This window comes from Amycolatopsis sp. MtRt-6, assembly GCF_017308975.1.
Classification (GTDB): Bacteria; Actinomycetota; Actinomycetes; order Mycobacteriales; family Pseudonocardiaceae; genus Amycolatopsis.
The window spans coordinates 100810-126533 of sequence record NZ_JADWPD010000030.1 but is presented as its reverse complement, the minus strand read 5'-3'; the positions used below and the strand labels follow the sequence as shown (position 1 = coordinate 126533).

The 25724-nt window shown below is 73.9% G+C and carries 28 protein-coding genes; 11 read left to right on the top strand and 17 right to left on the bottom strand.

Annotated elements, in window-relative coordinates; genetic code table 11:
* Window positions 1-245: 245 nt before the first annotated feature.
* From I4Q55_RS37625 to I4Q55_RS37610, 4 genes are read right to left on the bottom strand one after another with little or no spacing between them, the layout of a single operon-like run.
* Complete coding sequence (locus I4Q55_RS37625; protein WP_206795026.1) at window positions 246-1337, bottom strand: SWIM zinc finger family protein; 1092 nt, start codon at window positions 1335-1337, stop codon at window positions 246-248.
* Window positions 1334-3844: a DEAD/DEAH box helicase gene (locus I4Q55_RS37620; protein ID WP_206795024.1), complete on the bottom strand. Its 2511-nt coding sequence runs from the start codon at window positions 3842-3844 to the stop codon at window positions 1334-1336. The genes I4Q55_RS37625 and I4Q55_RS37620 overlap by 4 nt, the downstream gene beginning before the upstream one ends.
* A gap of 44 nt (window positions 3845-3888) precedes the next feature.
* Window positions 3889-4671 (bottom strand): ABC transporter permease, encoded by a 783-nt coding sequence (locus I4Q55_RS37615; RefSeq protein ID WP_206795022.1) that lies wholly within the window; start codon window positions 4669-4671, stop codon window positions 3889-3891.
* On the bottom strand, window positions 4668-5594 hold the full coding sequence (locus tag I4Q55_RS37610) for an ATP-binding cassette domain-containing protein (RefSeq protein ID WP_206795020.1): 927 nt from the start codon (window positions 5592-5594) through the stop codon (window positions 4668-4670). Before I4Q55_RS37610 ends, I4Q55_RS37615 begins: the two co-directional genes overlap by 4 nt.
* Window positions 5595-5673: 79 nt before the next feature.
* Here I4Q55_RS37610 and I4Q55_RS37605 point away from each other — a divergent pair, with 79 nt between their 5' ends.
* Window positions 5674-6450, top strand: a complete 777-nt coding sequence (locus tag I4Q55_RS37605) for a TetR/AcrR family transcriptional regulator (protein WP_206795018.1) — start codon at window positions 5674-5676, stop codon at window positions 6448-6450.
* Here the strand turns inward: I4Q55_RS37605 and I4Q55_RS37600 are convergent.
* Window positions 6433-7608, bottom strand: coding sequence for a cytochrome P450 (locus I4Q55_RS37600; protein WP_206795016.1), 1176 nt, complete (start codon window positions 7606-7608; stop codon window positions 6433-6435). The two genes, I4Q55_RS37605 and I4Q55_RS37600, sit on opposite strands and share 18 nt — an antisense overlap.
* An 86-nt stretch (window positions 7609-7694) precedes the next feature.
* Between I4Q55_RS37600 and I4Q55_RS37595 the strand changes: the two genes are divergently transcribed.
* The 5 genes from I4Q55_RS37595 to I4Q55_RS37575 are packed head-to-tail and all read left to right on the top strand — an operon-like array spanning window position 7695 to window position 11616.
* Complete coding sequence (locus I4Q55_RS37595) at window positions 7695-8765, top strand: TetR/AcrR family transcriptional regulator (protein WP_206795014.1); 1071 nt, start codon at window positions 7695-7697, stop codon at window positions 8763-8765.
* A gap of 20 nt (window positions 8766-8785) precedes the next feature.
* Entirely contained in the window at window positions 8786-10060 is a 1275-nt protein-coding gene (locus tag I4Q55_RS37590; RefSeq protein WP_206795011.1) for an RNA polymerase sigma factor, read from the top strand.
* Entirely contained in the window at window positions 10057-10794 is a 738-nt protein-coding gene (locus I4Q55_RS37585) for an alpha/beta fold hydrolase (protein ID WP_206795010.1), read from the top strand. The genes I4Q55_RS37590 and I4Q55_RS37585 overlap by 4 nt, the downstream gene beginning before the upstream one ends.
* A 1-nt stretch (window position 10795) precedes the next feature.
* Window positions 10796-11131, top strand: coding sequence for a YciI family protein (locus I4Q55_RS37580; RefSeq protein WP_206795008.1), 336 nt, complete (start codon window positions 10796-10798; stop codon window positions 11129-11131).
* Window positions 11131-11616 carry a GyrI-like domain-containing protein gene (locus tag I4Q55_RS37575; RefSeq protein ID WP_206795006.1) on the top strand — a complete coding sequence of 162 codons (486 nt, stop codon included), beginning with the start codon at window positions 11131-11133 and terminating at the stop codon, window positions 11614-11616. The genes I4Q55_RS37580 and I4Q55_RS37575 overlap by 1 nt, the downstream gene beginning before the upstream one ends.
* Here the strand turns inward: I4Q55_RS37575 and I4Q55_RS37570 are convergent.
* The gene (locus I4Q55_RS37570; protein ID WP_206795004.1) at window positions 11613-12065 is read right to left on the bottom strand and encodes a DUF1772 domain-containing protein; all 453 of its coding nucleotides are present in this window, start codon (window positions 12063-12065) and stop codon (window positions 11613-11615) included. The genes I4Q55_RS37575 and I4Q55_RS37570 overlap by 4 nt on opposite strands.
* A 17-nt stretch (window positions 12066-12082) precedes the next feature.
* Complete coding sequence (locus tag I4Q55_RS37565; RefSeq protein ID WP_206795002.1) at window positions 12083-12904, bottom strand: NmrA family NAD(P)-binding protein; 822 nt, start codon at window positions 12902-12904, stop codon at window positions 12083-12085.
* 82 nt (window positions 12905-12986) lie between these two features.
* Here I4Q55_RS37565 and I4Q55_RS37560 point away from each other — a divergent pair, with 82 nt between their 5' ends.
* Complete coding sequence (locus I4Q55_RS37560) at window positions 12987-13922, top strand: AraC family transcriptional regulator (RefSeq protein WP_206795000.1); 936 nt, start codon at window positions 12987-12989, stop codon at window positions 13920-13922.
* 24 nt (window positions 13923-13946) lie between these two features.
* On the opposite strand, the gene I4Q55_RS37555 is transcribed toward I4Q55_RS37560, so the two are convergent.
* From I4Q55_RS37555 to I4Q55_RS37545, 3 genes are read right to left on the bottom strand one after another with little or no spacing between them, the layout of a single operon-like run.
* The gene (locus I4Q55_RS37555; protein ID WP_206794998.1) at window positions 13947-14378 is read right to left on the bottom strand and encodes an SRPBCC domain-containing protein; all 432 of its coding nucleotides are present in this window, start codon (window positions 14376-14378) and stop codon (window positions 13947-13949) included.
* Window positions 14375-14725 (bottom strand): metalloregulator ArsR/SmtB family transcription factor, encoded by a 351-nt coding sequence (locus I4Q55_RS37550; protein ID WP_307793418.1) that lies wholly within the window; start codon window positions 14723-14725, stop codon window positions 14375-14377. Before I4Q55_RS37550 ends, I4Q55_RS37555 begins: the two co-directional genes overlap by 4 nt.
* A 9-nt stretch (window positions 14726-14734) precedes the next feature.
* Entirely contained in the window at window positions 14735-15808 is a 1074-nt protein-coding gene (locus I4Q55_RS37545; protein ID WP_307793417.1) for a hypothetical protein, read from the bottom strand.
* 195 nt (window positions 15809-16003) lie between these two features.
* Here I4Q55_RS37545 and I4Q55_RS37540 point away from each other — a divergent pair, with 195 nt between their 5' ends.
* Both I4Q55_RS37540 and I4Q55_RS37535 read left to right on the top strand, forming a co-directional pair.
* Window positions 16004-18742, top strand: coding sequence for a P-loop NTPase fold protein (locus tag I4Q55_RS37540; protein ID WP_206794996.1), 2739 nt, complete (start codon window positions 16004-16006; stop codon window positions 18740-18742).
* A gap of 80 nt (window positions 18743-18822) precedes the next feature.
* Window positions 18823-19848, top strand: coding sequence for a site-specific integrase (locus I4Q55_RS37535; protein WP_206794994.1), 1026 nt, complete (start codon window positions 18823-18825; stop codon window positions 19846-19848).
* A 56-nt stretch (window positions 19849-19904) separates the two neighbouring features.
* Here I4Q55_RS37535 and I4Q55_RS37530 read toward each other — a convergent pair whose 3' ends face one another.
* Entirely contained in the window at window positions 19905-20069 is a 165-nt protein-coding gene (locus I4Q55_RS37530; protein WP_206794992.1) for a hypothetical protein, read from the bottom strand.
* Window positions 20070-20095: 26 nt separating this feature from the next.
* On the opposite strand from I4Q55_RS37530, the gene I4Q55_RS37525 reads away from it, so the two are divergent.
* Window positions 20096-20605, top strand: coding sequence for a CGNR zinc finger domain-containing protein (locus I4Q55_RS37525; RefSeq protein ID WP_206794990.1), 510 nt, complete (start codon window positions 20096-20098; stop codon window positions 20603-20605).
* On the opposite strand, the gene I4Q55_RS49740 is transcribed toward I4Q55_RS37525, so the two are convergent.
* Both I4Q55_RS49740 and I4Q55_RS37500 read right to left on the bottom strand, forming a co-directional pair.
* Window positions 20602-22584, bottom strand: coding sequence for a DUF1707 domain-containing protein (locus I4Q55_RS49740; protein ID WP_242547435.1), 1983 nt, complete (start codon window positions 22582-22584; stop codon window positions 20602-20604). The two genes, I4Q55_RS37525 and I4Q55_RS49740, sit on opposite strands and share 4 nt — an antisense overlap.
* Window positions 22581-23195 (bottom strand): class I SAM-dependent methyltransferase, encoded by a 615-nt coding sequence (locus tag I4Q55_RS37500; protein WP_206794988.1) that lies wholly within the window; start codon window positions 23193-23195, stop codon window positions 22581-22583. The genes I4Q55_RS49740 and I4Q55_RS37500 overlap by 4 nt, the downstream gene beginning before the upstream one ends.
* On the opposite strand from I4Q55_RS37500, the gene I4Q55_RS37495 reads away from it, so the two are divergent.
* Window positions 23196-23972, top strand: coding sequence for an SGNH/GDSL hydrolase family protein (locus tag I4Q55_RS37495; protein WP_206794986.1), 777 nt, complete (start codon window positions 23196-23198; stop codon window positions 23970-23972).
* On the opposite strand, the gene I4Q55_RS37490 is transcribed toward I4Q55_RS37495, so the two are convergent.
* Genes I4Q55_RS37490 through I4Q55_RS37475 form a run of 4 tightly spaced genes read right to left on the bottom strand, consistent with a single transcriptional unit; the run spans window position 23952 to window position 25720 of the window.
* Window positions 23952-24560 (bottom strand): TetR/AcrR family transcriptional regulator, encoded by a 609-nt coding sequence (locus I4Q55_RS37490; protein WP_206794984.1) that lies wholly within the window; start codon window positions 24558-24560, stop codon window positions 23952-23954. The two genes, I4Q55_RS37495 and I4Q55_RS37490, sit on opposite strands and share 21 nt — an antisense overlap.
* Window positions 24541-25017: an SRPBCC domain-containing protein gene (locus tag I4Q55_RS37485; protein ID WP_206794982.1), complete on the bottom strand. Its 477-nt coding sequence runs from the start codon at window positions 25015-25017 to the stop codon at window positions 24541-24543. Before I4Q55_RS37485 ends, I4Q55_RS37490 begins: the two co-directional genes overlap by 20 nt.
* Window positions 25014-25334 carry a metalloregulator ArsR/SmtB family transcription factor gene (locus I4Q55_RS37480; protein WP_206794980.1) on the bottom strand — a complete coding sequence of 107 codons (321 nt, stop codon included), beginning with the start codon at window positions 25332-25334 and terminating at the stop codon, window positions 25014-25016. Before I4Q55_RS37480 ends, I4Q55_RS37485 begins: the two co-directional genes overlap by 4 nt.
* A complete protein-coding gene (locus I4Q55_RS37475; protein ID WP_206794979.1) occupies window positions 25334-25720 on the bottom strand; it encodes a VOC family protein in 387 nt (128 codons plus the stop codon). Before I4Q55_RS37475 ends, I4Q55_RS37480 begins: the two co-directional genes overlap by 1 nt.
* Window positions 25721-25724: the final 4 nt, after the last annotated feature.

Below are 25724 nucleotides of genomic sequence, written 5' to 3'. Positions count from 1 at the left end.
GCCGCCCCCCCCCTGCTCCGCCCGGGGGCTCCCGCACCCGGGGGCAACCGGGGGGGGGGGGGGGGGCCGCCCCCGGCGCCCCCGCACCCCCAGTGGCCCGGCGGAACCCGCCGTCGGGGGACAGGAGACAACGAGTACCGCGCTGGATACCGGGAAAGTTGGCGGATTTCCGGCCTGCGCCCCACGGCCGGCCCGCCCGTCCAGACCTCGGCCGCTGCGGCGGACGCGGTCTTGCCGCGCGTCACTCAGCCCACCAGCAGGCCCGGATCGCGCTCCGGCGGGCCGCTCGGCCACCACGTGTCCCCCTCCAGCCGGTACGGGTGCCACCGGCCGGTGCGATCCAGCCTCAGCTGGACCTCGCCGACCGTGCAGTGGTTGCGCTCGAACACCGGCTCCTCCGGCACGTCCCCGAGTGCCGCCCGCGCGGCCGCCACGACGGCCTTCGGCGGGGTCCACGGCGATTCCAGCACCTCCACCCCGTCCTGCCCGCCGTACCGCCACGCCGCGACCGCCCGCGCGAAGCCCGCCCCCTCGCCCAGCCGCTCGGCCGCCGCGGGGAACTCCGCGGCCAGGCGGACCGCGTCCACCCGGCGCGCCGGGAACGGCCGTCCTTCCAGCAGTCCTCGCGCCCGCCCGGCCGCGTTGGCGGCCAGCAGCGCGAACGCCTCGGCCGGCACGCCCGGTGCCGCCGGGATCGACGGGGCACCTGAGGGATGGAACTCCGCCAGGTCCGGCAGCTCGCCCGGGACGCGGTCCGCCGCCGGCAGCTCGGCCGAGGGCACCGGCGCGATGCGGCTCTCCAGCTCGAGGCGGATCTCCCGCTCGCCCTTGCCCCGCATCAGCAGCACCAGGAACGGGTCCGCGTCGAGCAGCCACGACGTCTGGAACGACAACGCCGCCGCGTGCCGGCACGGCAGCTCCCAGCCCGGGCAGTCGCACTCCGGGTCGAGGTCGCCGATCCCCGGCAGCAGCTCGACCCCGGCCGCCTCGACCAGGTCCGGTGGCAGGTCGCGGTCCAGCAGGGCCGCCAGGTGCCCGGCGCGGGAGGCGACGCGGTCGAGGAACCGGGTCCAGTCCGCCTCCGGCAGCTCCGCCAGCCGCAGCTGGGTGCGGTACGGGCCGCCGTCGGCGTCGTCGACCACCGCCGCGATGCGGCCCGGGCTGACCGTGATCGGCCCGACCAGCCCCGCCGCCGCGTACTTGCGGCCCTTCTTCAGCTGCCGCAGGTCCAGCGCGGTCTCCTCCATCGCGCGCACCCACGCCCGGCCCCACCACGAACGCGCCAGGCGCCCGCCGGCGCCGAACGCGGGGAAACCGCGTACCCGGTCGTCGCTCATCCGCGGCTCCTCAGTTCGACGAGCTCCGCCAGCTCGGTGTCCGACAGTTCCGTCAACGCGGCCTCGCCCCCGGCCAGCACCGCCTCGGCCAGCGCCCGCTTCTCCCGCAGCATCGCCGCGATCCGGTCCTCGACCGTGCCCTCGGCGACGAGCCGGTGCACCTGCACCGGCCGGGTCTGCCCGATCCGGTACGCGCGGTCGGTGGCCTGGTCCTCCACCGCCGGGTTCCACCAGCGGTCGAAGTGCACGACGTGATCGGCGCGCGTGAGGTTCAGCCCGGTGCCCGCCGCCTTCAAAGACAACAGGAACACCGGCACCTCGCCGTCCTGGAAGCGAGCCACCATCTCTTCGCGGCGCGGCACCGGTGTCCCGCCGTGCAGCAGCTGCGTCGCGATGCCGCGCCCGGCCAGGTGCTTCTCCAGCAGCCGCGCCATGGCGACGTACTGGGTGAACACCAGCACCGCGCCGTCTTCGGCGAGGATCGTGTCCAGCAACTCGTCGAGCAGCTCCACCTTCCCGGACCGGCCGCCGGGCTCCTTGAGGTACTGCGCCGGGTGGTTGCAGATCTGCTTGAGCGCGGTCAGCAGCTTGACGATCCGGCCGCGCCGGGCCATGCCGTCGCTCGCGGCGATCTCGGCCATCATCTCCCGCACGACCGCCTCGTACAGCGCCACCTGCTCCGCGCTCAGCGCCACCGGCCGGTCGGTCTCGGTCTTCGCCGGCAGCTCGGGCGCGATCCCGGGGTCGGACTTGCGCCGCCGCAGCAGGAACGGCCGCAGCAACCGCGCAAGCCGCTCGGCCGCCACCGCGTCCCCGGCCTCGATCGGCTTCGCCCACCGCGTCCGGAACTCGCCGAGCGACCCCAGCAGGCCGGGCGCGGTCCAGTCGAGGATCGCCCACAGCTCCGAGAGCGTGTTCTCCACCGGCGTCCCGGTCAGCGCCACCCGCGCCGCCGCCGGCACCAGCCGCAGCGCCTTCGCCGTGCCCGAGCGGTGGTTCTTGACGTGCTGGGCCTCGTCGGCCACCAGCAGCCCCCACCGCACCCCGGCCAGCGGCGCGGGATCGGTGCGCAGCGTGCCGTAAGTCGTGAGGACGAACCCGGCGGCGTCCTCGACGTCGGCCAGTGACCGGGCGCTGCCGTGGAAGCGCCGCACCGCTACGCCGGGGGCGAACCGGCGGATCTCGCGTTCCCAGTTGCCCAGCAGCGACGCCGGGCACACCACCAGCGTCGGGCCCGAAGCGCGGTGCAGGTGCAACGCGATCAGCGTGACCGTCTTGCCCAGGCCCATGTCGTCGGCCAGGCACCCGCCGAGGCCGAGCCCGGTGACGGTGGCCAGCCACTGCAGGCCCCGCAGCTGGTAGTCCCGCAACGCCGCGGCCAGCCCGGCCGGCGGCACCTGCGGTTCCGGTGGCGCGGACAGCCGTTCCCGCAGCTGGGCCAGCCAGCCGTCGGTGACGACCTCGACCACCTCGCCGTCGACCTCGGTGGTCCCCGACAGCACCGCGCCCAGCGCGTCGACCGGCGTCAGCGGCTTCAGCGCCCGCTCGCGTGCCTTCGCCGCCAGCGCCGGGTCGACCAGCACCCACCGGTCACGCAGCCGCACCACCGGGCGGCGGGCCTCGGCGAGCGCGTCCAGCTCCGCCTCGGTCAGCACCTCGCCGCCGAGGGCGAGCTGCCAGTCGAACGCCAGCGCGCGCCCGCCGCCGAAGAACGACGGCAGGTCGCCCGGGGTGTCGCCGGCGCGGACGACGGCCCGCGCGGTCAGCGACCCCGCCAGCTCGGCCGGCCAGTGCACGTCGATGCCGGCCGCCGCCAGCCGCGGCGCCGCGGCCGCGACCAGCTCGGTGACCTCGTCCTCGCCGAGCACCAGCTCGGCCGGCACCGCCGAGGTCAGCAACGGGCCCAGCGCCGGCCACACCTGCGCACCCCGCCGCAGGGCCAGCACGGTGTCGATGCGGGCCCGCGGCCCGAACCGCCCGGTGGCCCACAGGTCCGCCGCGTCGGCGACCTGCCCGGGATCGGTCACGCTGTGCACCTGGACCACGGCGTGGAAGCGCCCGGTGGCGAACCCGTCCGGAGCCTCCAGCCGCAGCGACACCCGGATCCCCGAGTCCAGCCCCGCGGCCAGCTCGTCGGACCAGTCACGCAGGGAATCCGCGCGCTGCGGTGCGGCGGCGGCGAACAACCGCGTCCCGGCCGCCTTCGCCGCGGCGGGCGTGCGGGGCAGCGTGTCGGCGACGGCGTCGAGGAACGCCCGCAGCAGCGGTCCCGGCGCGCGCTCGTCCGGCGGCATCGCCGCCGCCAGGTCCCGCAGCCACGCGGCTTCCGCCGGTTCCAGCGGCCCGGCGCGCCAGGCATCGTGCCCGCCCGCGGTGACCCCCGGCAGCAGCCGGCCCGCCGCCACCAGCCGCAGCGCGGCCCGCGCCGCCGTCGCCCAGAAGGCGTCGGCGCCGGCCAGCAGTTCCGGCAGACCGTCCGCAATGGACAGCTCACGGCCGTCGACCACCAGGCGTCCCGCCCGTGGTGGTTCGCCCGGTTCGAAATGGACGTTCAGTTCCCCAGCCTCCTGTATCGGCGCACGGACAACGGCACGAACACCGCCAGCAGCACCAGCGGCCAGACCACCGCCATCGGCACCGCGTGCGCGCTCACCCAGGACGTCCCGGCCGCGCCCGGGTTGCCGAACAGCACCCGCGCCGCGGTCACCGTGGAGGACAACGGGTTCCACTCCGCCACGGTTCCCAGCCACACCGGCATCGTCGAGGTCGCCACGAACGCGCCGGAGAGGAACCCGAACGGGAACTCCAGCGTCTGCGCCAGCGTCACCATCGACGGGTCCGACGTCAGCAGGCCCAGGTAGATCCCCACCCACACCAGCGCCACCCGCAGCAGGAGCAGCAGGCCCAGCGCCGCGAGCGTCTCGCCCACGCTGCCGTGCGGGCGCCAGCCGACGGCCAGCCCGCAGCCGACAAGCACCGCCAGCGCGAGCGACGCGTTCACCAGGTCCGCGGCCACCCGCCCGGTGAACACCGCCGACGGCGCCATCGGCAGCGACCGGAACCGGTCGGTGACGCCCTTGCCGGTGTCGTCCACCACCGCGATCATCGTCCCCGACAGCCCGAAGGCCATCGTCATCGCGAACATCCCCGGCATCAGGAACTCCCGGTAGGAGCCGCCGCCGGGCACGCTCATCCCGCCGCCGAGCAGGTAGGCGAAGATCAGCACCATCAGGATCGGGAACGCCACCACGCCGGCCAGCCGGGCCGGGCGCCGGGCCAGCTGCGCCAGGTAGCGCTGGGTCAGCGTCCAGCCGTCTTCGACCGCCCACCTCATCGGGTCACCCCCGTCAGCTCCAGGAACACTTCGTCCAGCGTCGGCTGCCGCAGCGCCACGTCGGCGAACGACAGATCGGTCGCCGCCAGCTCACGCACGACGTCGGTCAGCATCGACGGCTCGGCCGGCGCGCTCACCCGAAGCTCCTCGGTGACCGGTTCGGCGCCGGTGACCCGGGCGAGCAGCCCGGCCGCCGCGCCGAGGGCGTCGGGGTCGGTGAGCACCAGCTCGATCCGGGTCGCCCCCAGGGAGCCCTTCAGCTCGGCCGGGGTGCCTTCGGCGATCACCCGGCCGTGCTCGACCAGGCTGATCCGGTCGGCCAGCCGGTCGGCTTCCTCCAGGTACTGCGTCGTGAGCAGCACGGTCGTCCCGTCGCCGACCAGCGTCCGCACCGCCCGCCAGACCTCGGTGCGGCTGCGCGGGTCCAGCCCGGTCGTCGGCTCGTCGAGGAACAGCACCCGCGGCGCCGCCAGCAGCGAGGCGGCCAGGTCGAGGCGCCGCCGCATCCCGCCCGAGTAGGCCGACACCGGCTTCGACCCGGTGCCGGCCAGGTCGAACCGCTCGAGCAGGTCGTCGGCGCGGCGGGTGGCTTCGGCGCGGCCCAGGTGGTGCAGCCGCCCGAACAGGATCAGGTTCTGCCGTCCGGAGAGGAGCTCGTCGACGGCGGCCTGCTGCCCGACCAGCCCGATCGAGGCGCGCACCTTCGCCGGTTCGGCGGCGACGTCGAAGCCGGCCACCCGGGCGACGCCGCCGTCGTGCCGCAGCAGCGTCGAGAGCACGCGGACGGCCGTGGTCTTGCCCGCGCCGTTGGGTCCCAGCAGGCCGCACAGGGTGCCGGCCGGGACGGAGAGATCGAAGCCATCGAGGGCGTACGCGTCGCCGTAGCGCTTGCGAAGTCCCTCGGCGTGGATCTGCGGAGTCATCCTGCCCCTTAATTCTGTACAGTGTACGGAGAAGAGGTTAGCACAACTCTGTACGTTGTACGGAAATCAGGTGGGCAGAATGGCCGGCGTGCGCACGCAGGAGAACGGCGACGGCGACCCGAAGCGGGCGATCGAGCTGCTCTGGGGCGTCTCGGCACCCCCACGCCGCGGCCCGAAACCCAAGCTGGCCACCGCCGACGTCGTCCGCGCGGCGGTGGCGCTGGCCGATGCCGACGGCATCGAGGCCGTCACCATCCGCCGGGTCGCCGAGCAGCTCGGCGTCTCCCCCATGTCGCTCTACACCTACGTCCCGGGCCGGGCCGAGCTGCTGGACCTGATGATCGACCACGTCCACGGCGAGCTGGCCACCCTCGACGAGGGGCTCGGCTGGCGCGCGGCTTTGACCGCCATCGCCGAAGACCAGTGGGCGTTGTTCCACCGCCACCCCTGGCTGCTGCAGGTCACCACCAGCCGCTCCGCGCTCGGCCCGAACAGCTTCGCCAAATACGAGCAGGAGCTGCGCGCGATCGACGGCATCGGCCTCGGCGATGTCGAAATGGACGCCGTCGTCAGCCTCGTCACCGGCCTCGTCCGCACCACCGCGCGCAGCTCGCTCGACAACGCCCGCCTGGTCCGCGCCACCGGGATGACCGACGCCCAGTGGTGGGAGCGCGCCGGGCCGGTGCTGGCCGGCATCCCGGCCGCCGACGCGGCGCACTACCCGATCTCCTCCCGCGTCGGCCAAGCCGCCGGCGAGGCCCACAACGCCGCCGAGAACCCGGCCCACACCTTCCGCTTCGGCCTCGCCCGTGTCCTCGACGGCATCGAAGCGCTCGTCCTACAGCGCCAGCAGTAGCCGCGCCGGACGCCAGGTCCCGCCGTCGGGTGCCCGCGGCACGTCCTCGGTGAGCGCCAGGCCCGGGAAGCGCGCGAACAGCGACGACAACGCCACCTCGGTCTGCACCCGCGAGATCGAGGCGCCCAGGCAGAAGTGCGGGCCGTGCGAAAAACCCAGCTGCGCCGGCCCGGAGCGGGTGACGTCGAAGCGTTCGGGATCGTCGAACGCCCGCGGGTCACGGTCGGCGGCCACCATCGCGGCCGTCACCCGCTCGCCCTTGCCGATCACCTGCCCGTCGATCTCGACGTCTTCGCGCGCGAACCGCGGCGTGGTCAGCAGCTGCGGACTGCAGAAGCGCATCAGCTCTTCCACCGCGCCCGGCCACAACCCGGGGTCGCCGCGCAGGAGCTCCAGCTGGTCCGGGTGCCGCAGCAGTGCTTCGACGGCGTTGGCGACCAGGTTCACCGGCGTCTGCCCACCCAGGACCAGGTGCCAGACCAGGGTGACCAGCTCGGTGTCGGAGAGCCGGTCGCCGTCCTCGGCCTGGATGCGCACCAGGTCGCCGATGAGGTCGTCACCCGGCTCGACCCGGCTGCGCGCCACGGCTTCCCGCGCGCCCTCGATGATCGCCGGGATCGCCGCGGCGAAGTCCGGGCCCAGCCCGCCGGCCACCGCCGCGCCGTACTCGCGCCAGCGCGGCCGGTCGGCGCCGGGAATGCCGACCAGCTCGCAGATGACGTCGATCGGCAGCGGCCGCGCGAAGTGCGGCACCAGGTCGACGACACCGTCTTCGGCGTGGCCGGGCAGCTCGTCGAGCAGCCGTTCGGTGATCGCCGCCAGCCGCGGCCGCAGCTGCGCGGCCCGCTTCGGGGTGAACGCCGGGGCGACCAGGCGCCGCAGGCGCAGGTGCTCCGGGCCGTCCTTCTCCGCCATCGTCTCCAGGTACGCCAGGCAGTGGTCGGGGATGCCCGGCGGGCGCAGGAAGCTGCCGGAGTTCACCTCGAACCGCGGGTCGCTCAGCATCGCGCGGGCTTCGGCATAGCGGGTCACGGCCCAGAACGGGCCGAACCCGGGGATGACCAGCTTGGCCACCGCGCCCAGTTCCCGCGCGTGGTCGTAGGTGGTGAACGGGTCGGTGAGCACCTTCGGGTCGGTCAGGTCGATCTCGGGGGTCATCCACCACTCCAGATGTTGAAATCAGATGTTATAATCATCTCAGTGGTGACGGTATCTTGCTCCCGGACCCGACGGCAAGGAGGACGATGGTCAGGCTCAGCAGGGCGCAGACCCAGGAACGCAACCGCGCCAAGGTGCTCGCCGCCGCTCGCGACGAGTTCGCCCGCCGCGGCTTCCGCGAGGCAAAGATCGACGTCATCGCCGAACGCGCCGAACTCACCCGCGGGGCGGTCTACTCCAACTTCCCCGGCAAGCGCGCGCTGTACTTCGCGGTCCTGGCAGACCTCGCCGAACGCGCCCCCCGCCCCGCCGCCCCGCCCGCGGACCCGGCCGCGGCCGACGTCCTGGCCGCGTTCGCCCGCGCCTGGATCGCCCGGCTCCCGCTGGCCACCGACAGCGACAGCGACGAAGCCCGGCTCGGCCGCGACCTGCTCCCGGAGGTCCTCGCCGACGAGCACACCCGCCGGCCGTTCGCGCAGCTCATGCGGGTCGACGCCGTCCTGCTCGGGCTCGCCCTCGAACGCGCCCGCCCGGGACGCCGGCTCGTGCGGGTCGCCGAGGCCGCGCTCACGACGCTGCACGGCGCGAGCCAGCTCGCCGCCGCCGCGCCGGGTTTCGGCGAACCGTTCCACCTCGTCACCGCCTGCACCGCCCTGCTCGACCTCGACCTGAGCGACGACTGGCCCGCCGAGCCGCCGATCACCACCCCGGCCCGGCCCGCGGACCAGCCGTGGGACCCGCCGACGGCGACCGACCTGCTGACCGGCGAAACCTTCCGGCCCGGCGACGGCGTCGTCACCGTGCTGGGCCTGCACCGCGCCGCCGCGTTCGAAGAAGCCGTCCGCGCCGGCGCCGACGTCACCGCCGTGCTCGTCACCAGCGACCCCGGTGAGCTCGCCCCGCTGACCCGCCTCGCCGTCGCCGACCTGCGCGGCTGCCTCGACCAGGCGATCACGCCCCCGGATCGGCCCCGGCTTCGGCTGGTCTGCGACGCCGGTGGGGAACTCGCGGCCGCCGCCGGCGTCACCGCCGTCAGCGACGCCACCGAGGCCGCCGTGCGCGTCGAAGCCGGCCGGATCGTCGCGCGTGCCGAAGGGTTCGGCGCTTGTCACGCCGTCGCTGTCGGTCTCGCGCCCGGCCGTTCGTCGGGAGGGTGACACCGGCGGAAGGAGCGAAGGTGGACGTCGAAACCGCGGTCGCCGAGGCGTTCCGCGAGGAGTGGGGCCAGGTCGTGGCCACGCTCATCCGGATCACCGGCGACTGGGACCTGGCCGAGGAATGCGCCCAGGAAGCCTTCGCGCTGGCGCTGCGCACGTGGCCCCGCGACGGCGTCCCCGACCGGCCCGGCGCCTGGCTGACCACCGCCGCCCGCCACCGCGCCACCGACCGGCTCCGCCGCGACGCTCTCGGCGCCGCCAAGCTCCGGGAGGCCGCCCGCATGCCCGTCCCCGACACACCGGAACCCGACGACAGCGGCGTCACCGACGACCGGCTCCGGCTCATCTTCACCTGCTGCCACCCGGCGCTGGCCACCGAAGCCCAGGTCGCGCTCGCCCTGCGCACCCTCGCCGGCCTCTCCACCGCCGAGATCGCCCGCGCCTTCCTCGTCCCCGAAGCGACCATGTCCCAGCGGCTCGTGCGGGTGAAGCGCAAGATCCGCCACGCCCGCATCCCCTACCGCGTCCCGCCCGCGCACCTGCTGCCCGAACGCACCCACGCCGTGCTCGGCGTGCTGTACCTGACCTTCAACGAGGGCTACTCCGCCAGCGCCGGCCCCGACCTGCTCCGCCCGGACCTCGCCGCCGAAGCACTCCGGCTCGCCCGCCTCCTCGCCCGGCTGATGCCCGACGAACCCGAAGCCCTCGGCCTGCTCGCCCTGATGCTGCTCCAGCACGCCCGCCGCGCCACCCGCGTCGACGACGACGGCGTCCTCGTCCCCCTCGAAGAGCAGGACCGCACCCGCTGGGACACCACCGCGATCACCGAAGGCACCACGATCCTGGAGGCCGCGCTGCGCCGCCGACGTCCCGGCCCGTACCAGATCCAGGCCGCCATCGCCGCCTGCCACGCCACCGCCGCCCGCGCCGCCGACACCGACTGGCCGCAGATCGCCGGCCTCTACGACCAGCTGCGCAAGCACGTCCCCAGCGCCGTCGTCGAGCTCAACCGCGCGATCGCGATCGGCATGGCCGAGGGCCCGGCCGCCGGGCTCGAGCTCCTCGACGCGGTGCCACTGGAGAACTACCACCTGCTGGCGGCCACCCGAGCCGACTTCCTCCGCCGCCTCGGCCGCCACGCCGACGCCGCCCACTGGTACGCCCGCGCCCGCGACCTCGCCGGCACCGAAGCCGAACGCAGCTACCTCACGCGAAGAATTTCGGACCTGGTGTCGGTCCCGGGCGACGCCGATCGTCGGGCAGGTGAAGCCCGACCACCGGAGGAACACCCATGACCACCATCACCCACGACGTCCACGGCCGCGGCCCGGCGCTGCTGCTGGTCCCCGGCGGACCCGCCGACGCGCAGGTGTTCACCCGCATCCGGCCGCTGCTGGCCGAAGACCACACCGTCGTCACCTACGACCCGCGCGGCCTGGGCCGCAGCCCCCTCGACGGCACCCCGGGCCCGGACCCGATCCGCGACCACGCCGAGGACGTGCACCGGCTGCTCGCCGAAGTCGGTCCCGCCGACGTCTTCGCCAGCAGCGGCGGCGCGATCACCCTGCTCGAACACCTGCGGCACCACGCCGCCGACGTCCGCACCGTCGTGCTGCACGAACCACCGGTCACCCGGTACCTGCCCGCCTTCGACGGCCCCGACATCCCCGCCCTGTTCCGCGAGGAAGGCCTCGCCGCCGCCTTCGCCGCGTTCATGAAGGTCGTGGGCGTCGACCCCGCCCCACCGCTCGACCCCCGCGCGGAAAGCAACTTCGCCTACTTCTTCGCCCACGTGATGCCCGCGATCGGCGCCTACGAGCCCGACGTCGACGCACTCCGGGACACGCCGGCCCGGCTGGTGGTCGCCATCGGCGTGGAGTCCGCCGCGCAACCGATCCACCAGGCCGCCCACGGGCTGGCCGCGGCCCTCGGCGTCGGCACCGAAGAGTTCCCGGGCGGCCACGGCGGGTTCGACACCGACGCCGAAGCTTTCGCCGCGCGCCTGCGCGAAGTCCTGAAAGGATGCTGACATGCAGTACCTGCTGATGATCTGCGGCGACGAAACGGCCGAAGAACACGCCAACGACGGCTGCGGCGGCTGGAGCGAGGACATGGAACGCCGCGGCAAGGTCCGCGGCGGCGGTGGCCTGCGCCCGCCGACCGAAGCGACCACGATCCGCGTCCGCGACGGCGAAGTCCTGCTCACCGACGGGCCGTTCACCGAAGCCAAGGAACAGATCGGCGGCTTCGTCATCCTCGACTGCGCCGACCTCGACGAAGCCCTCGAGCTCGCCGCCCGCCACCCCGCCGCGACCTACGGCAGCATCGAAGTCCGCCCGATACTGGGACCGGAGGACTTCGCCTGATGCCCACCATCATCGACCGGCCCGCCCAGCGGTACGTCGCCGAGCGCGCCACCCTCGCCATCCCGGACTTCCCGCGGATCGCCGACCGGCTGCCACCGCTCATCGGCGCGCTCGGCGCCGATGGCTTCACCCCGGCCGGAGCCCCCTTCTTCCGCTACCGGGTGCTGCACCCCGGCCCGCGGTTCACCGTCGAAGCCGGCATCCCCGTCGACGGCGACCACATCCCGGCCGAGCCCGCCTTCCGCGGCGAACTGCCCGCGGGCCGGTACGTCCTCGACACCTACGTCGGCGCTCCCGACGGCCTTGCCGCCGCGACCGAGGCCGTCCTCGCCTGGGGCGCCACCCGCGGCCTCACCTGGGACCGCACCGACGGCCCGGACGGCGAGGAATGGGGCTGCCGCCTGGAAGTGCTGCGCACCAGCCCCCGCGAGGTCCCCGACCCCGCGCAGTGGGTCACCGACCTGCTCTTCCGCCTCGCCGACTAACCCCGCCCGGTCAGCACGGCCGCGACCAGGCAGCCGAAACCGGCCGTGCTGACCAGCGCCCGCAGGATGTTCCAGCGCACCCACGCCGCCTCGAAGGCCGCCCGCACCGCCGCGTAGTCGTCACCGCCGCGGTCGAGGGCGTTGTTCAGCGGGATGTTCACCACCGCGGTGATCACCAGCATCACCACCAGGAACCCGAACCCCGCGATCACCCACGGCCGCGGCCCCGGGTTCAGGAACACCGCCACCCCCGCCAGCAGCGGCGCGCCCAGGAACGTCAGCAGGAACACCGGGTTGACGATCGCGATGTTGATCCCCCGCATCCCCTCCACGAACGTCTTGTCGTCCCCGCGCGCCAGGCCCGGCATGACCGAACAGGCGTAGGCGTAGAACAACCCCGCGATCAACCCCGCCGCGACCAGCGCGGCCACCAGCACCACCAGTGACATCGGCTTCCCCTTCCCCTTCACCGCGTCCAGATCCCGGTCGCGGCGGCGTCCCGCGCGAAAGCGGCGAAATCCGTCGCCGGACGGCCCAGCACCCGCTCCACCCCGGACGTCACCGACGAGTTGCGGCCGTCCAGCACCCGCGCGAACAGCTCGGTCAGTGCGCCGACCTCCGCCTCGGGCACGCCCTGGCTCGTCGCCGCGGCGGCGAACTCCCCGGCCGAAACCGGAACATAGCGGACATCCCGCCCGGTGGCGGCCGCAATGGCCGCGGCGGCGTCGGCGAAGCTCAGCAGCCGCGGCCCGGTCAGCTCGTACAGCTCACCGGTGTGCCCGGGCTCGGTCAGCACCTTCACCGCGACCTCGGCGACGTCGCGGACGTCGACGAACGGCTCGGTCACCGACCCCGCCGGCAGCACGATCTCCCCGGCACGCACCGCCTCCAGGAGGAAGTGCTCGCTGAAGTTCTGCGCGAACCAGCTGCAGCGCAGGATCGTCCAGCCGGTCCCGGCCGCCCGGACGATCCCTTCGCACACCTCGGCCTCCTCCTCGCCGCGGCCGGACAGCAGCACCAGGTGCCGCACGCCGGACGCCGCCGCGAGCTCGGTGAACGCCCGGATGTCGGCCGCCGCCTCCGGCACCACCAGATCGGGGTAGTAGGTCAGGTAGACCGCGTCGACGCCGGTGAGCGCCTTCGCCCAGGTCCCGCGGTCGCCCCAGTCGAACGGCGGCGCCCCGCGCCGCGACGTGATCCGCACCGGCAGGCCGCGTTCCCGCAGCCGGTCCGCCACCCGGCGCCCGGTCTTGCCGGTGCCGCCCACCACCAGGAAGTTCGTTGTCATGGGTCTCAGTCAAGCGGGCCCGAGTGAGACTCTCCATGGTTCAGGACCTCGATCGCATGTTCCAGCGTCTACAGTCGAAGGCATGGACCCGCTCGCCGCACTGCTCGACGGACCGCGCGCCCACGGCGCGTTCCTGCTCCGATCCGTGCTGACACCACCGTGGTCGCTGCGCATCGAAGACCGGGCACCGCTGACCGTGGTGTCGGTGGTGCGGGGCGAAGCGTGGATCGTGCCCGACGGCGGCGAAGCCGTCTCGATGGGCGAAGGCGACGTCGCGATCGCGCGCGGCCCCGACCCGTACCTGGTCGCCGACCACCCCGGGACGCCGCCGCAGGCGGTCATCCTGCCCGGCCAGGAGTGCCGCACCCCCGACGGCGGGCACCTGACCGCGCTGACCGACGCCGGCGTCCGCACCTGGGGCCACGGCGCCGACGGCCCGGTCGTGCTGCTCACCGGCACCTACGGCATGGAAGGCGAGCTGAGCAAGCGGCTCCTGGCCGCCCTGCCCGCGGTGCTCGTCCTGCGCGCGGCCGACTGGCCGACCCCGCTCGTCGGCCTGCTCGCCACCGAGATCGGCAAGGACGTGCCGGGCCAGGAAGCCGTCCTCGACCGGCTGCTCGACCTGCTGCTGATCGCGGCGCTGCGAGCCTGGTTCGACCGCCCGGACACCAGCGCGCCGGCGTGGTACCGGGCGCACGAGGACCCGGTGGTCGGCCAGGCGCTGCGGCTGCTGCAGCACCAGCCGGCCGAGCCGTGGACGGTGGCCAAGCTCGCCGCCGACGTCGGCGTGTCCCGGGCGGCACTGGCCCGCCGGTTCACCGCCACGCTCGGCGAGACACCGATGGCCTACCTCGCGGCCTGGCGGCTGGCGCTGGCGGCGGACCTGCTGCGCCAGCACCCGGAGGCCACGATCGCCGCAATCGCCCACCAGGTCGGCTACGGCAGCGCCTTCGCGCTGAGTGCGGCGTTCAAGCGCGAGTTCGGCGCCAGCCCGCAGCACTACCGGAGGCGAGCGTGATGCCACTCGCGCCGGAGTGATGCGTCACTTCAGTGCGTCGCCGAGCCGGGCGAGCCAGTCACCGGTGCCCTGCTCGCGCCACTGCGGCTTCTCGGCGCCGTCGAGGAAAGTGCCCTGCTCGGTGAGTACCAGCCGGGTGCCGTCGTTCTCCTCGTGCAGCTCGACCGTGGTGACCGAGACCGTCGCGAGCACCTCGCCGCCGCTGAGGGTCGTGGAGTAGACGATCCGCCGGTCCGGGACGATGTCGTGGTAGGTCGAGACGACGCTCAGCACCGTGCCGTCCGGGCCGCGCGCGTCGACGGTTTCCGTGCCGCCGACCCGGAAATCGAGCCCGTGCGTGCCGTCGGGGACGAACCAGCGCGCCTTCGCCGCCGGGTCCGCCCAGGCGGCGAACACCCGCTCCGGCGGCACCGGGTAGCTGCGCTCGAGGCTGAACGTGCTGTGCAGGACGGTCATGACGTGCTCCCTTCCGACGCTCCGGGCGGCTCGGCGAGGAAGCCGCCGAGCCGGTCGAGCTTGCTCTCCCACGTGGTGCGCCGGCCGGCCAGCCACCGCTCGCCGGCGCGCAGCGCCTCCGGTTCGATCCGGCAGGTGCGGACGCGCCCGGCCTTCTCCGACCGCACGATCCCGGCGGTCTCCAGCACCTGCAGGTGCTGCACGACGGCGGCCAGCGACATGGTCAGCGGCTCGGCCAGCTCACTGACCGACGCCGGACCGCGCACCAGCCGCTCCACCAGCGCCCGCCGCGTCCGGTCGCCCAGGGCACGGAACACCAGGTCCAGCGACTCCTCATGGTTAAGCACCTACTTAAGTTATGCCTGGGGTCGCCAACAGTCAAGTAACTGCTTAAGTGTCTGGGGCAGCTCCGGGGTCTCGCGCAGGGCGGCGAACACTCCTGCCAGCTCGCGCTCGGCCGTGCCGGCCCGGCCGAGCGCGGAACGCAGTTCGGCGCCGAGGCTCGTCGTGGTCTCGTGCATCGACCGGACGGTCTGCTCGTGGGCCGCCTGCAGCTCGGCGATCCGCTGGTCGAACCCGGCACGCAGGCGCTCGGCCTCGACGCGAGCGCGGTCGAGCGCCGCTTCGTGCGCCGCGGCCGCTTTCGCATGGTCGTCACGAGCGGCGTTGAGTGCGGCTTCGTGGCCGGCGCGTGCCGCGTCGAGCCGGTCCTGGACCGCCTCCGCCCGCGCCACGGCGGCCTGACCGCGGCCGCGTTCCTCTTCCAGTGCGGTCCGGGCGGCCGCCAGCTCGGCGGTCAGGGTGGCGATCGCCGCCGCGCGTTCGCCGGCGAGAGCCGCCGAGGCGTCGGCCCGATCGGCGACGCGGGCCAGCTCGTCGCGGACCGCGGCCAGCTGCCCTTCGGCCCGCTGCTGCTCCTGGACCGCGGCCCGCCGGGCGGCCTGTTCCTCGTCCCGCTCCCGGACCGCGGCCGTCTTTTCCCGCTCCGCCGCGGCGGCCGCGGCGACGGCCGCCGCGGCGACCTCCCGGGCCTGGGCGGCTTCGGCTTCCGCGCGGCCGCGGTGCAGGCGGTGCTCGTCGGCTTCGGCGAGAGCGGCGTCCCGTTCGGTCAGCGCGGCGGCGGTCGTCGCTTCGAGCTGGTGGCGCAGCGTCGTGAGCGTTTCGACGAGCCCGCGCGCCGGCTCCAGCACCCGGTCGACCTGGCCGGCGAGCGCCGTGACGGCGGTGTCGTCCAGCTCGGTGTCGCTCTCCCGCAGCGACTCCGCGTCCGAGAGCACCGCCTCGGCGTCCCGGCAGCTGAGGTTCCGGCGCCCCCAGGTTTTCCCGTCCTGGCAGAACCGCGCCCGGCTGCCCCGCCCCACCGCCGGCGGCAGCGGCGCCCCGCACCTCCGGTACTCGCACACGCGCACTTGACCAGCGTCTTCTGTCACGCAGGGCACTCTATCAAAGCTTCTGATCAGAACTAGAAGCATCTGTTCAAAATCAAAAGATTGACTGTCACGTCGCTGAGTTGGGATAAGGTCACATATCCCAACTCAGAACCCGGCAGGAGACGGACGGGGCCCGGACGAGTGGTCTGGAACCCGGAGGCGTAACAACGGCCCCGGAACCGGCGAGTCAAAAAGATGGAACCGCCGTACGAACTGACCCCACTGCAGACCGTCGACGGCGTCTCCTACGAGGTCGCGCTGACCAGCCGGCCGTGGGAGCTGCCGGTCGACGCCCTGACGATCTCGGTGGGCAGCGGCGGCCTCGGCGGGGTCGGCGATGACCTCGCCCGGCAGTTCCCCGACGCGGCCTGGGCGCCGATCCAGCTCGGCACCATCACGCCGGGCTCCCCCGTCTTGCTCGACCTGGGCGTACAGACCGGAAGCCGGCCCCTGCGCCTGGTGGTGGTGGCCACTTCGCACCCCCGCGGCGGGCGCAGTTCGCCGACATCGGCCTCGATCACCACGGCGACCGCCGCCGCGATCACCAAAGCGGCCCAGGCCGGCGCCACAGCCATTGCCGTGCCGCTGTTCGCCGCCGGACGGCTCGGTGTCGCCCCGGACGTCGCCGCCGCCGCGCTCGTGCGGGGCGCGCTGAGCGCCCACCCCGCCCTTCGCCACGTCGTCTTCTTCTCCAACCAGCGCGAGCACGTCACCGCCCTCCGGGAGCAGTGGCAGGCCGCCGCCCTCCCGGAGAGCAAGACGAGCACCAAGCCCGTGACGCCCGCCCCGCCGTCGGTGTACTCGGCGGACCAGCTCGCCGGCGGTGTCGCCAAGGACCTCGTCGACCCGAACGAGTACATCCCGCTGACGCGGGACCACCTCGGCGTCGGTCCGTACGTGTCCATGCTGGCCACCGTGATCGCCGCGGAAGACACGCCGCTGCCGCTGTCGATCGGCGTGTTCGGCGAATGGGGCTCCGGGAAGAGCTACTTCATGGGCCTGCTGCGGGGCCAGGTCAAGCAGCTGGAAGGGACGCCCGGCCACTGCGCGAAGATCGCCCAGGTCGGGTTCAACGCGTGGCACTACACGGACGCCAACCTCTGGGCCAGCCTCGGGGACGAGATCTTCCGCCAGCTCGCCGAACCGGTCCGCCACCCCGGCGAGGCGGACGCCGAACACCGGGCCCGCCTCGCGGAAGGCGCGAAGCTGCGCGAACGGCTCGCCGCCGAACTCGAACAGCGCAAGCAGCTGACCGCGGTGACCCAGCGCGCCCAGGCGGAGGCCGCGGCCCTTCAGCGCAAGATCGGCGAAGCCCGCAAGAACCGCAAGACGCGGGCGCTCAACCTCGTGCGGGCCGTGGCGACGTCGGAGACGTTGCGGGCGCAGTACTCCGGCGTGTGGCGGAAACTCGGCGTCGACGACCTCGCCGAGCAAGGCAGGCTGCTGGCCGACGAGATCCAGGGAACACGCGACGAAGCCGGGGAACTGCGCCGGATCTCGCGGTACCGCCAGGGAAAGGCCGTGCTGGCCGCCGCGGGCGTCCTGCTGCTGGCCGGGGCGTGCCTCGTCCCGTTCCTGCCGGACATCCGGGCCTGGCTGACCGGAGCCGGCGCCGCGGTGTGCGCCACCCTGCTCGCCGTCGGGCTCAAGCTGGTGACCGCCGCCCGGACCGGGCTGAGCCGGCTGCGGTCCCTGGCCGAGGACATCCAGGGCGGCCTGGACGACACCGCGCAGCGGGAGGTCATCGCGCTGCGCAAGGCCGACGCCGAGCGGCAGATCGCCGAACGGCAGCTCGAAGAAGTCGTCGCCCGCATCGGCGAACTCGGCAGGCAGCTCACCGAGCTCACGCCGGGACGGCGGCTGTACGCCTTCCTCGCCGAGCGCTCCCGCGCCGCCGACTACCACGGCAACCTGGGCCTGATCTCCACGATCCGGAAGGACTTCGAAAAGCTCGTCGCACTGATGACGGCTCCGGCGCAGGGCGAGGCACGCCCGCTGGACCGGATCGTGCTCTACATCGACGACCTCGACCGCTGCAGCCCCCACCAGGTCGTCGACGTGCTGCAGGCGGTGCACCTGCTGCTCGCGTTCGACCTGTTCGTGGTCGTCGTCGGGGTCGATCCACGCTGGCTGCTGCGTTCGCTCAGCACGCACTACGACAGGCTGATCGAAGGCGACGCCGTCGTGCCGGCCGACGGCTGGCACGTGACGCCCGAGGACTACCTGGAGAAGATCCTCAACATCCCGCTGGTCCTGCCCCGGATGCCGGCGGGCAGCCTCCGGCAGCTGCTGCGGGGCATGGTCGAGACCCCGTCCGCCGGTTCCGGCGAGCGCCCGCCACCGGAGCGCCGGGCCGCGGACTTCGCGGCGCCGGACGAAAGCCCGGCCGGCGACATCCCGGTGGAGGCGGGCTCGCCGGTGGCCACGCAGCTGGATCCGGCCAAGCCGGCCGAGCTGCCGCGGCCCCTGACGGAGCCGGAGATCGCGCTGCTCTCGCGGCTGGACGGGCTGGTCGACACCCCGCGGGACGCCAAGCGCCTCATCAACCTCTACCGGATGCTGCGCGCGACGCGGGACCTGTCCGACGCGTCGGCCTTCCTCGGTGGCGAGTACGAGGCCGTCGTCGTGCTGCTCGGCGCGTTCACCGCGCACGGGCGCCTGCTCGGCCGGTTCGCCGACGCGTTGCTCCGCGAAGAACCGCAGACCCCGTGGGCCGGGTTCGTGACCGGCCTGCGGCCGGCCGAGCACGAAGGCCGGTGGTCCAGCACGGCCGTCGGCCCGATCGCGCCGGCCGAAGTGGCGCAGTGGACCCACCTCCACGGCAGCCTGGCCGAACTCTCCAGCGCGCTCACGCTGTCCGACGTCAGCGTCTTCCAGGCCTGGGTGCCGCGCGTCCGCCGGTTCTCCTACGTGCTTTCCCCGGGCACCCGCTGACCACCAGGTCCGCCCGGATCGCCCGGCCCCGGGCGGGGTGGCAGCAGATGAAGATCAGCCGGAGCCGTTAACCTCGGCGCGTGCCCGACCTGGAACCGGTGACCGAGGCCGCGCTCGAGCGGCTGGCGCTGCTCGACGAGGCCGCCGCCCGGCACGTCGACGAGCAGCGGCCGCCCAACACGCTCAAGGCCTACGCCCAGGACTGGCAGGTGTGGCAGGACTACACCGCCGAAGCCGGGATCCCGCCGTTGTCGGCGACGATCGGTGCCTTGACCGGGTTCGTCGTGTGGCTGGAACGGGGGCGGACGCTGCGGCCGGACGAGCGGACCGTGCCCGAAGTGCCCGAACGCGCGGCCCCGGCGGCGCCGTCGACGATCGAGCGGCGGCTCACCGGGGCGCTCGCCGGGCTGCGGCACCACAAGGTCGTCGTCGATCCCGAAGCGAGCCGGGCCGCGTGGCGGGCGCTGAAGGGGTACCGGCAGCGGCTGGCCCGGGAAGGGATCCAGCGCGGCCGCGGCAAGGCCACCATGGTCACCCTGGCCGACCTGCGGGCGATGTCGCGCGCGTGCCCCGACACCCTCGCCGGCGCCCGGGACCGGGCGATGCTGCTGATCGGCTTCCCGATTGCCGCCCGCTGCTCGGACCTGGCGAACCTGCTGGTCACCGACGTGCAGCCGGTGGACGACCGGGGGCTGGCGGTGACCGTCCGGCACGGCAAGAGCACCGGTGACATGGTCGTCCCGCGGCGCGAGAACGCCGACACCGACCCGGTGCGGGCGTGGTTCGCGTGGCGCTCCGGCGCCGGGATCACCGAGGGCCCGGCGTTCCGCCGCGTCGACCGGCACGGCAACGTCGGCGAGCCCGCGCTGAGCACGACCGGCGTCAACCAGATCCTCACCCGCGCCGGTGTGCGGGCGGGGCTGCCGTACCCGGTGACCGGGCACTCGCTGCGGTCCGGGTTCGCGACCGAGGCCCGCCGGGCCGGGGCCGACGACCTCGCGATCGCCGACCAGGGCCGCTGGGTCCGCGGCAGCCGGGCGCTGTACGAGTACATCCGCCGCGTCGACCAGTGGAACGACAACGCGGCGGGCGCGCTCGACCTCTGAGTCACGGCGCCCGCGCGCCGGAGCTCCCGAGACACTCGGCAGTGCGAGAAGGGCGGTCACGGCGCCGATCGGGTGGCGCCGACGACTTCGCCGTCCAGGCGGGCGAGCCAGCTGCCGCAGACGCAGCGCACGTAGTCGAGCCGGTGGGTGACGGGCTGCGCCGCGGCCGCCGGGAGTTCGGCGAGCGGCCAGCCGCAGCGGGGGCAACGGTTGCGGTCCATGCCGTCGATCGTGCTGTAATGGCTCAGTGCACTTCAACCCTTACGGCGGCCCGGCCGCGCTGGTGGCCGCCGACCTGGTCAACGCCGGGTCCGCGAGCGAGCTCCTCGCCGGCATGGTCGGCAACGGCATGGCCATCAAGGCACTGACCGACACCGAAGCCGACCGGATCGCCGCGTGGGCCCGCCGCTTGCGGCCGGTGTTCGCCGCAAGCCCGGGCGACCGGCCGGAGCTGGTCAACGAACTGCTGGCGGAAGCGGCGTGCCGCCCGTACATCACCACCCACGACGGCAAGCCACCCCACCTGCACTACTCGGCGGCGGACGCGGGCCCGGTCGGCCGGGTCCGCGCGTACACCGCGGGCGGCCTGGCCCACCTGGTGTGCGAAGCCCCGGACCGCTTGGGCATCTGCAGCCGCGAAGGCTGCGAAACGGCGTACGTCGATACTTCGCGCAACGGCCGCCGGCGGTTCTGCTCGACGCGCTGTGCGACGCGGGTGCACGTGGCCGAGCACCGGGCCCGGCAGGTCAGCGCCTAAGTCAGGGAGTGGACCGCCGCGGCGCCGTCGTCGTCGGACAGGCCGAGGACCAGGGTCTGGTCCGGGAGGGCGATCGCGCTCAGAAGGTCGCCCCACAGCTCGAGCCGGGACGGCAGTGCGGAGCCGTCCCGGAGGTCCCACACCGCCGTGTTCCGGTCCCAGTCGCAGGTGACGGCGACCGGGGTGCCGTCCGGCAGGGTCGTGCACACCACGGCGTGCTGGGTTTCGAGCAGGCCGGCGACGGTGTGGCGCAGGGTCCGGCCGCGCAGGTCCCAGACGCGGATCGTCTTGTCCCCGCTCACGGACACGGCGACCGGCGTGCCGTCGGGCAGCACCGTGGTGTCGATCGCCCGCACGGGATGGGTGTGGCCGAGCAGCTCGAACCGGGTCTTCCCGGTCTTCAGGTCCAGCGCCTTGATCGGCCCCTCCCAGCCGGTGGCCAGCGCGACCGGCGTGCCGTCCGGGAGCACCACCGCGTACATCCCGTCGACGAAGGTGTCGTAAGCGCTGTCGGCGACCTTCCCGAGCATCTTGTTGTCCCGGAGGTCCCACCACCGGATTCCCTCGGACACGTTGTGGACGACCGCGACCGGGGTGCCGTCGGCCAGCGACAGGCACTTCACCTCGTCCGGCTCGAAGCCCGGCTGCACCGGCGCGCCGCGCTGCGACCCGTCACGAAGGTCCCACACGCGGGCGGTGCGGTCCGGGCTGACGGTCACCGCGACCGGGACGTCGTCCGGCAGGACCATCGCCGCGACGCCCTGCACGTCGTGGGTGTGACCGCTGAGCGTGTGGCGCAGCGAGTCGTCGGTCAGGTCCCACACCTTCGCGGTGTTGTCGCGGCCGCCGGTGATCGCCAGCGGGGTGCCGTCGGGCAGGAGCAGCGTCGTGACCGCCACCAGGCCGCCCTTGTGCGCGCCCAGTGTCCGGGTGCGAGGCGTCCACTCGGCCGGGTCGACGTCGACCCACGTCGCTTCCTCGATCGGTACCGGCTGGACCGGGTATCCGACGTGGGAAGAGCTTTCCGCGGCGATGGCCGCCGTCGTGGTGCGCTTGGCCCACACCAGCAGCCCGGTGAACACGACCGCCCAGACGGCCCCCACCACGATGGCCACCGCGGCCAGTCCCGCCATCCCCAGGACGATCACGAGGCCGATCATGGGAAACATGCCGAAGCCCGCGACCTTGGCCGCGGTCATCCCGGCCTCGAACGACGGCGGCTTCCGTGGGGGCAGGTCGACCGGCGGCGCGGCCGGAAAGGCGGTCGGCGGCGCCGGCCGCGGCAGATCCGCCACCAACCTCGACAGCTCGTCGCGCCACCGGGCGGCATACACCGCGCGGACGCGCTCGTCGAACTCCGGCAGGTCCAGCACGCCGGCCTCGACGGCGTCGTGCAGTTGCGCGGCAACGGCTTCGCGGTCGGCGTTCGAGGCCCGCGGCGACCGGGCCGGACCCGAACCGGCGGGGAGGTCGGCCACCAGCGCGGCCAGCTGGGCGTCGGTGGTCGCGCGCCGGACCGCGGCCACGCGGTCGTGCTGTTCGCCCGGCTCCAGCCGCCCGCCGGTCACCGCGGCCTCGATGCGCGCGATGGCCTGGTCGCGTTCGGTGTGGCTCACCTTGGCGTCCAGGTTGCCGACGACGGCGTCGAGGTCGGCGTAGGTGACGGCTCGGTTCACCAGCTCTTCGGCGTCGGCGTAGGCGCGCGCCTCCAGGCGACCGTCGGTCAGAGCGCCGGCCAGCTGCACCAGCGCTCGTTCCCGGTCTGCGGCGGCGATCCGCAGGCCCGGTCCGGTCCGGCCGGAACCGTCGGGCAGATCGGCGACGGCCGGTGTCAGGTCTTTCCGCACCTTGGCGGCCTGGATGATCGCCAGCCGCCGTTCGTACTCGGCCAGGTCGAGCCGGCCTTCGCGTAACGCCGTGTCGACTGTGCGGGTGGCCGCCGCGCGAGCTTGATCACCGATTCGGACTTCCCCAGTCATCGCGGGAGGATAGCGATCCGGTCCGGACGATCATCGGTTGGCTCGTTCGGCGTAAGGCTTTCTCGCCCGCCACGCGAAGACCGTCGGTGTGGGTGCGCCGCCGTCCAGCCGGTCTCGCGGTAGCCGGGCCGGATGACGACGGCCCGGCTGTCGCCGCGGTCGGCGAACCCGCCGCAGAAACACGGGTGCACGCCGATGTGCACGAACACCCCGCCGGGCGCCAGGACGCGGGCCGCCTCGCCCAGCACCGCCGGGTATGCGGGCATGTCGGTGTGGACCATGACCGCGACGACGGCGAGCAGCGCCCCGGAGGCGATCGGCAGCGCGGCGGCGTCGCCGAGCACGACCGGCAGCCGCGCGGCGGCGTGGCGCAGCATCCCCGCGGAGACGCCGACGCCGAGTGAGGTCCGGCCGAGCCGCCGGATCCGCTCTGCGTGGGCGCCGGTGCCGCAGCCCAGTTCGAGACAGGGTCCCGTGCCCGGCCCGAGGAGGTCGCGCAGCATCGGCTCGAACTCCAGTGGGTCGTCCCGCCGGCTGGGGATGAGCGTGGTTTCGTACCAGTCGGCGATGGTCTCCGGAACCCCCTCCCGCGGCCTGCCTAGACTGAGCACATGAGCAAGCGCTTAGTGACCCTCGGGGACTCGTTCACCGAAGGCGTCGGGGACGACGACCCGGCCGCCCCGAACGGCGTGCGTGGCTGGGCCGACCGCGTTGCCGAGCAGCTCGCCGCCCACGAGCCCGGCTTCCGGTACGCCAACCTCGCCATCCGCGGCAAGCTGCTGCCGCAGGTCCTCGGCGAGCAGCTCGAGCCCGCGCTGGCCATGGAGCCCGACCTCGTCAGCCTCTACGCCGGCGGCAACGACCTCATGCGACCGAAGGTCGACATCGACGCGCTGATGGTCGGCTACGAAGCCGCCGTCGCGAAGATCCGGGCGACCGGTGCCCGCCTCATCCTGTTCACCGGGGTCGACGGCGTCAAGGACCCGCTGTTCCGCACGATCCGCGGCCGGGTGGCCATCTACAACGAGCTCGTGCGCGGCATCGCGGTCCGCCACGACGCGCTGCTGGTGGACCTGTGGTCGATGCGGCAGCTGTGCGACCGGCGGTTCTGGGCGCCGGACCGCCTGCACCTCAACGAGCTCGGGCACACCGAGGTCGCCATCGAGGTGCTGCGGGTCCTGGGCGTGGAGCATCCGCTGGTCAACCCGGAACCGGCACCGCGGGTGGTGCTGAGCCCGGCCGCCCGCCGGAGCCAGAACCTGCAGTGGGCGCGGGAACACGCGCTGCCGTGGGTGCGTCGCCGGGTGAAGGGCGAGTCGTCCGGAGACACCCTGGCCGCGAAGCGCCCGACGCTGGCGCCGGTGGATTCAGCGCCGCTCCCCCGCTGACGGGCGAAGGCCGTCGAAGAGGATCGCCACGGCCCGGTCGCGCAAGGTCGCGTCCGGGCCCGCGTACTCGGCGGCCCGCGCCACCCCGATGATCACCGGGATCAGCTCGCCGACGACGAGGTCGTCGCGGACCGCGCCCGCAGCCTGGGCGCGCGAAAGCAGCACGCCGAGAGCCGCCAGCAGCCGCGCGCCGATGTCGGACTTCGCCACCGGCACCGTGACGCCGGCCGCGGTCAGCGCCTCGAAGTAGGCGTTCTTCGCGCTCGACATCTCGACCCAGCTGCCCAGGAACGTGAAGAACGCGCCGCCCGGATCGGCGGACTCCGCGGCCACGGCCGCCTCGGCCTCGTCGACGAACCGGCTCAGCCGCGCGAAAAGCACCGCTTCGAGCAGCGCCTCCTTCGTCGGGAAGTGCCGGAACACCGTGCCGATGCCGACGCCGGCGACGCGGGCGACCTCCTCGGTCGGCGCCCCGGTGCCCTTCGCCGCGAACACGCTCTCCGCCGCCTCCAGCACGCGCGCCCGGTTGCGCCGGGCGTCGGCACGCAGCGGTTTCGACTCGGCGGGGTCAGCGGCGGCGGGGGTCACCTCCCGATCGTAACGGCGCCGGATCGGGCAGCGTGTCCAGCAACCGGGCCAGCGCCCGCGGCACGTGGGAACGCCAGCCGCCGCCCATGATCCGCCGCGAGACGCGCTGGAACTCGTCGTCCGGGTCGAACCCTTCGTGGCTGAGGAACAGCCGGGTGCCGGTGCCCTCCGGCTCCAGCCGCCACGTCACCGTCCACTGCGGACCCCAGCGGATGCTGAGCTTGCGCTCGGGCACGACTTCCAGGACCTCGCACGCCACCGGGCCGCCCGCGAACCCGGCCGCGGGCACTGGCTCGGCCAGCAGCTCGAACCGGTGTCCCACCACGGGTTTGATGTCGTTGGGCATGCCGATCCAGCGTTCCAGCAGGTCCGGCTCGGTCAGCGCGCGCCAGACCTTGCGGGCCGGGTGGGCGAGGAACTGGTCGACGTGGATCGCGGTCGGGTCGCCCTCGGTCACAGGTCTGCCTCTTCGTCCAGCAGGTCGCGCAGGTTGGCCAGCTTGGTGCGCCAGAAGCGCTCGTACGGGGTCAGCCAGTCCGCGACCTCTTCGAGCGGGGCCGCGTCGAGGCGGTAGACGCGGTGGCGGCCCTGGCGCTGTTCGCTGACCAGGCCCGCCTCCCGCAGCACCCGCAGGTGCTCGGAAAGGCTGGGCCGGGCCATGGCGAACCGCTCGGCGATCGCGCCGGCGGCCATCGGGCCGTCGAGCAGCAGCCGCAGCACTTCGCGCCGCGCCGGGCTGGCCAGCGCCGCGAAGACGTCGTCGTTGACCGGCATCAGCGCGGCACGGCGCCGAAGTCCGACGGCTCGAGCAGGCCGACGGGGTGCCCGTCGACGTCCTGGAACGACGTCGCCCGGCCCCACGGCCGCTCGTCCGGATCGGCGACCTCGACCCCGGCCGCCCGCAGCGCGGCGACATCGGCGTCGACGTCGGTGGTCTGCAGCTGGAAGTGCCGGGGACCCGGCTCGATCCCGGTGACCTGCCGGTCGGTCAGCACCACCCCGGTCTTCGCCCCCTTCGGCGCGACCATCACGAACCGCCCGCCTTCGGGCGTGCGGCGGTCGACAAGGGCCTCGAACCCGAGCTTGCCGACGTAGAAGTCCCGCGCGCGGGCGTGGTCGGCGACCGGCAGGGTCAGGAACTGCACGTGGGTGATCGTCATGTCC